The 5,116-nt window shown below is 47.4% G+C and carries 3 protein-coding genes; all 3 read right to left on the reverse strand.

Features of this window, described 5'->3' with window-relative positions; all coding sequences use genetic code 11:
- Positions 1 to 246 (reverse strand): AraC family transcriptional regulator (locus MHN01_RS16235; protein WP_239412297.1); only part of this gene is annotated, 246 nt, incomplete at its 3' end.
- Between the two features lie 347 nt (positions 247 to 593).
- Complete coding sequence (locus tag MHN01_RS16240) at positions 594 to 1,439, reverse strand: dienelactone hydrolase family protein (protein ID WP_239412298.1); 846 nt, start codon at positions 1,437 to 1,439, stop codon at positions 594 to 596.
- A gap of 141 nt (positions 1,440 to 1,580) precedes the next feature.
- On the reverse strand, positions 1,581 to 5,116 hold a 3,536-nt coding region (gene pulA / locus MHN01_RS16245; protein ID WP_239412299.1), incomplete at its 5' end, for a pullulanase-type alpha-1,6-glucosidase.

Below are 5,116 nucleotides of genomic sequence, written 5' to 3' on the forward strand. Positions count from 1 at the left end.
CTCAGGGTTAAAGTAGAGTAAACTTGCAGCTTTTTCTAATCGTATTCTTCTTGTGAAATCGGCTAAAGTCTCACCTGTAAAAACTTTAAAAATCCTGTGAAAATGAAACTTAGAGAAATGAGCAATTTGAGCAACATCTTCCAGAGAAAGAGTTTCTGTAGCATGTTCACTAATATAGTTCATTGCCTCAAAAACCCGTCGTTGATACTCTTTGCAGGTATTCTCACTACTTTGATTCACTATCATACTGTTACCTTAGTTCGGATTTTGAGAGCTAGTGATTATTGACAAGAAATCAAATTCCACACCAAAAAGTACCAAGTGTAAAGCATCACTTTTTCAATCCAATGAACGATCACTAAACATTAGTTCATTTTTGAAACCTCCCAATTAATTATAATTAATGAGTTTCATATTGAGTACCATGCTTTATATTGCATAAGGGGAGCTGATACAAGTACCGATCAACTCCCCTATTTCCAGTAGGCAACAGATTAATTTGGATATTTTTGTTTTGTACCAACAGGCCTAATACCTGCTCCCAAAAATCAAACAGTGTATTGACTTCATTTTGCAGCACCTCGAATAGGAAGCTATTGAATTTCCGCCATGCCCTGCTGAAGCAGAAAATCATCAACAACATCAGCCCATAGATACCAGTACGAATCAAATACGCTATGACCGCTGACTTGCTGCCCTAACTTATAGAATTTGAATGTGAGATCGCCTCCAGAGGCTTTAAAAGTTTCAGCATATTCTTCAATACTCTCATCGGCATAAAAAGGGTCGTTACGCCCGTAAATGAAAAGGCTTGGCACTTGCATTTTTTGCCCGGCATTTTTGAACATTGGCAAGTTGGCTGACTCATTATTAAGTTGGCAACTATCCGACACCCAACCACCCGAAAAGTTAAGGACACCAACCGCGGATTTAGGGTGTTCAGAAGCATAGACAAGTGAAAGCATTCCTCCTCTGGAATGACCAGAAAGTACAATTTTCTCTTTGTTAACCCACGACTGAGAATCTAGATAACTAAATGTGGCATCAAGTGATTCCAGTGCATACTCAATACCCTCGGTGATCCCCTTTGTGTTACAGGTGTATGGCTCATCATAGCTTCCGCCAGAAGCCCCTCGTCCTCTTCTCATCGGAATCAGCAATGCGATATCTTTTTTAAGTAAATAATCACCAAAGCCCCATGGATTGATAGTCATGTCCTCTGGAATAACTCCAGGGCCTGTAGAACCATGGTTAAAGATCACTAGAGGAAAAGGACCATCCCCCTCGGGTTTGTATAACGTTGCTTCCAAAGTGATATTCGAATCCCAAAACATCCCTTCGTCTACCATTGGGGTCTGAACCGTCTCCCCTTTATATTGGGCATTCACCATCGCCGGGAATAACCAAACAACCATCAGAGCAATTACACGTTTTATCATCAGTAAATAATCAACTATGTCAATGAGTTAGCTTAAAGCATATCCATTGCACAATGTGTGAGCAGACTACCTAAAACAAAGGCCTGCCGAGGCAGACCTTTTTCTTTTTTATCAGGAAGATAGCTGTGTTTTAGAGAGCGGTTAGTTAACTTTCAACAGTCGGCCTGTTAGGGCTGGGACTGTGATAGTCGTCTTCTGATCTCCCGTTACAATCACTTCATCCGTTAACAGATCGACTAGCTGGCTGGTCGCTTTCACCTTGCTCATATCCAGTTCGAAGTTCTGTTCGTCGGTAGTGGTATTCAGTACATACACTACCTGCTGATCGCCATATTGCTTCAGATCCGCATACACAGTCTCGGAACTCAACAGATTACGGCGCTTACCTTTATACAATGCAGGCGTAGCAGCACGTACCGCCATCGCCTTGCTAAGCCAAGCCTTCAAATCTGCCTGCTCGGCCGATAAAGTGACGCCTGTTACCCCTTCAATCTTGGCACTTGAACGTGCGACATGATCATCACACAATCCTTGCGCTGCGCAGTTGTCTTCCACCTTGGCAGCAAAGCCGTCGACTTCATCACCAATCTCGTCACCGTAGTAGAAGGTGATTGGGCCAGACCAAGCCGTCATGAAACTAAACGCCGCCTTATGGCGCTGGAAGTACTCACCTTTATTGCCACGCTGGATCAAATCACCAAAGCGCACCAAGTCATGGTTGCCAAGCATCAGATTAGGCATTGCATGGTATGGGTAGTTTTCGATCTTGTTCCAGGATGCATTGATCCCGGTTGCATTACCGGAGTTCCCTGACTCCTCCACAGCCAGAGCTTTAACCAAACCATATCGTAGCGGGAAGTTAAATGCTGAAGACAGCGCCGGTTCTTTGTCGGTGCCGTAGGTCGTCGCTGCAATTTCACCAGCCCCTTTCCATACTTCACCAACCATATAGCCCAAGGTGCCCCAAGCCTTGCCTGCGGCCTTGTTGTCAGCCGACGCTGCTTCAACCGCTGAACGAATTTCACGCCACTCAGCTAACGGCAACTGGTAAGCCTGATCCAAACGCCAACCATCAATGTCATACTCGGTGATCCAGTGCGTTGCCACCTCTTTAAAGAACGCCAGGCTATCGCTGTCTGGATAAACCACCAGCTGGCCCGGATAGCTCGATCCACCCGATTTCAACGTTGGCAGTTTGCCTGTTGGCGATGGTTTCACCGTCACTTTATTGGTGTGACCAAAGACGCCGTCGAGGAAGACATACAGACCTTTGTCATGAGCCGTGTTAATCAAGGTTTTCAGCTGTTCATTGGTTCCAAAGTTCGGATCAACGTTGAAGAAGTCACAGGCGAAATAGCCTGTTGCATCCAGCTTGTTATCCCCTGCCGAACCTGCACAGGAGTCAAACACAGGTGTTAGCCACAGCGCATTCACATTAAGGCTCTTGATATAATCAAGGCTATTGATGATCCCCTGCAGGTCACCACGGTGATGAGAGGAACCATACCCTTCGTTATAATCAGAGCTGTTATCACCATCAACGAATGATTCAACCATCACCTGATACACCCTGAGGTCACAAGCTTTGTTGTCGCCACCGTAACAGGCAAAGTCAGTACCGGTAGTTTTCACCACCACGGAAGGCTGATCTTTGTTGCTGGCATCAAGCTCAAAGCGCCACACGCCCTGCTCAGTTACCGTGATGCGAATGTTATCGCCGTTCTTTTCAAAGCTGACCGAACCGTCACCGGATTTAACCTGGTCAAAGCCTAAGTTCACCGTACTCCAGTCACCCGAGGCAATCTTGAACTCATACACTCCCGGCTCGAAATAGCGTTCCAGCATGTATTTCCCGTCGCCGATATACTGCATCTCGGCATCTTGTTCCCAGCTATTGAATGAGCCGCGAACAAAGATCTTTTCACTGCCGTAAGGGGCTTTCACCACAGGTTTGGTTTCGCCGCCAAGCCCTTCACCTTGATCTCCGCTTTGTGGTTTAACAAACACTGCAGCAGTCAATCCAGGTACTTCGAAGGTACCACTTGTAAAGCTCGACTGTTTGATCTTGCTATCGGCAGAACTCGCCATCACAGGATGAAGCTCAAACCCGGTGGTGCCGTCAATCGTTACCGACTGGGTGCTGATATTAGCGTTAATCACCACTACCAACGCCTGATAATTGACATCAAGATCAGCACCAGCATTAACGCCGTCGTCCACACTCATCACGATCATTCCCGGCGCGGATGATGCTCCGGTGTTGTGGAAGCGAACACGTTTAAGTACTTCATCTTCAGTGATCAGTTTAAGTAATGGTGTCGTCGAGCGGATCTTCAGCAGCTCTTTGAAGCGAGCATCAGTCCATTCGATATCTTGCGGGCGAGCCTGAGTGTTAGGGTTAGCAATAACCTGCTTGATCGCCTCCCAGTTGGCTTGATCTTTGTCTGCTCGTGGCAGACCCACATTCCAGTTATTGGTTTGCTTGCTAAAATCAACTTTGTTGTACCAGTCACCGGAGTCGTAACTATCACGCGCCATGGATTTGGAACGAAGCAGCTCCGAGCCCATATGCAGGAACGGGATCCCCTGCCCTAACATAACCGGTGCCAGACCTATGATCTGCATCCGCGCGCGATCCTCAACCGCCACACTCGGGTCTGCCTTGTACTGGTTGAAGTCCCACAATGTCTGGTTATCGTGCTTGGAAACGTAGTTAATGGATTCCTGTGGATCCAAGGTATACGCCGCCCCTTGATCGCCGTATTTAAAATCACGGCCATTAACAGTGATACCCGTTGAGGTTTCAAGAGGATAAGCCTGAAGGTTACCTGTCATACCGTAACGGATCAGATCCATTTTTGATTTCAGGTTGGCATCAAAACGATCACCGGCATTGGCAAAGCCCGGGGTTTGTAGCAAGGCAAGACCGCTGTCGAACGGACCACCACCTCGTACACCGTCTCGCAGGCGATCGTTATAGGTACCGATCCCTGTCCCGGCCATTGGCCACTGGGTGGCATTCTCGCCACGAGCACCATTGACGACTTCGCCGAAGTTCCAGCCCTCACCATAGAACCAGTTATCCGGATCAACCGTTTTCACCTGGTCATAGACCTTGACCATGCTCGACTTCATCAGATGGCCCATTAGATCGAAGCGGAAACCATCAATCTTATAGTCCTGCGCCCACATCATGATGCTATCGCCAACCAGCTTCTCAAACATCCGGTTCTCTGACGCCGTATTGTCACAACAGGTTGAGTTCTCGACAGCACCCGTTACCGGGTTAAGGCGGTGGTAATAACCAGGTACGGTCTTATCCAGTACCGATTTATCATAAAGGCCCGATGAGAAGGTGTGGTTGTAAACAACATCCTGCACGACTCTGAAACCTAGCTCATGCAGTTTGAGGATCATGCTACGGTACTCTTTGATTCGACTAACGCCGTCACTTTCTACCGCATAGCTACCTTCTGGTGCATTGTAGTGGAATGGGTCATAGCCCCAGTTAAAGCCGTCCAGCGGACGGATATCTGCCAGCAGCGCCTGCGCGCCATCGGTAGCAGGGTCGATTTTCTCCAACAGTTCAAGAATCGTTGATGAACGCGGAGTACCGTCACTGCACAGATTAGCTTTAGGATTCACTGTGCAGAGCTTCTCGACAGTATCGTTTAGAT

The organism is Photobacterium sp. OFAV2-7 (assembly GCF_022347985.1).
Taxonomy (GTDB): Bacteria; Pseudomonadota; Gammaproteobacteria; order Enterobacterales; family Vibrionaceae; genus Photobacterium.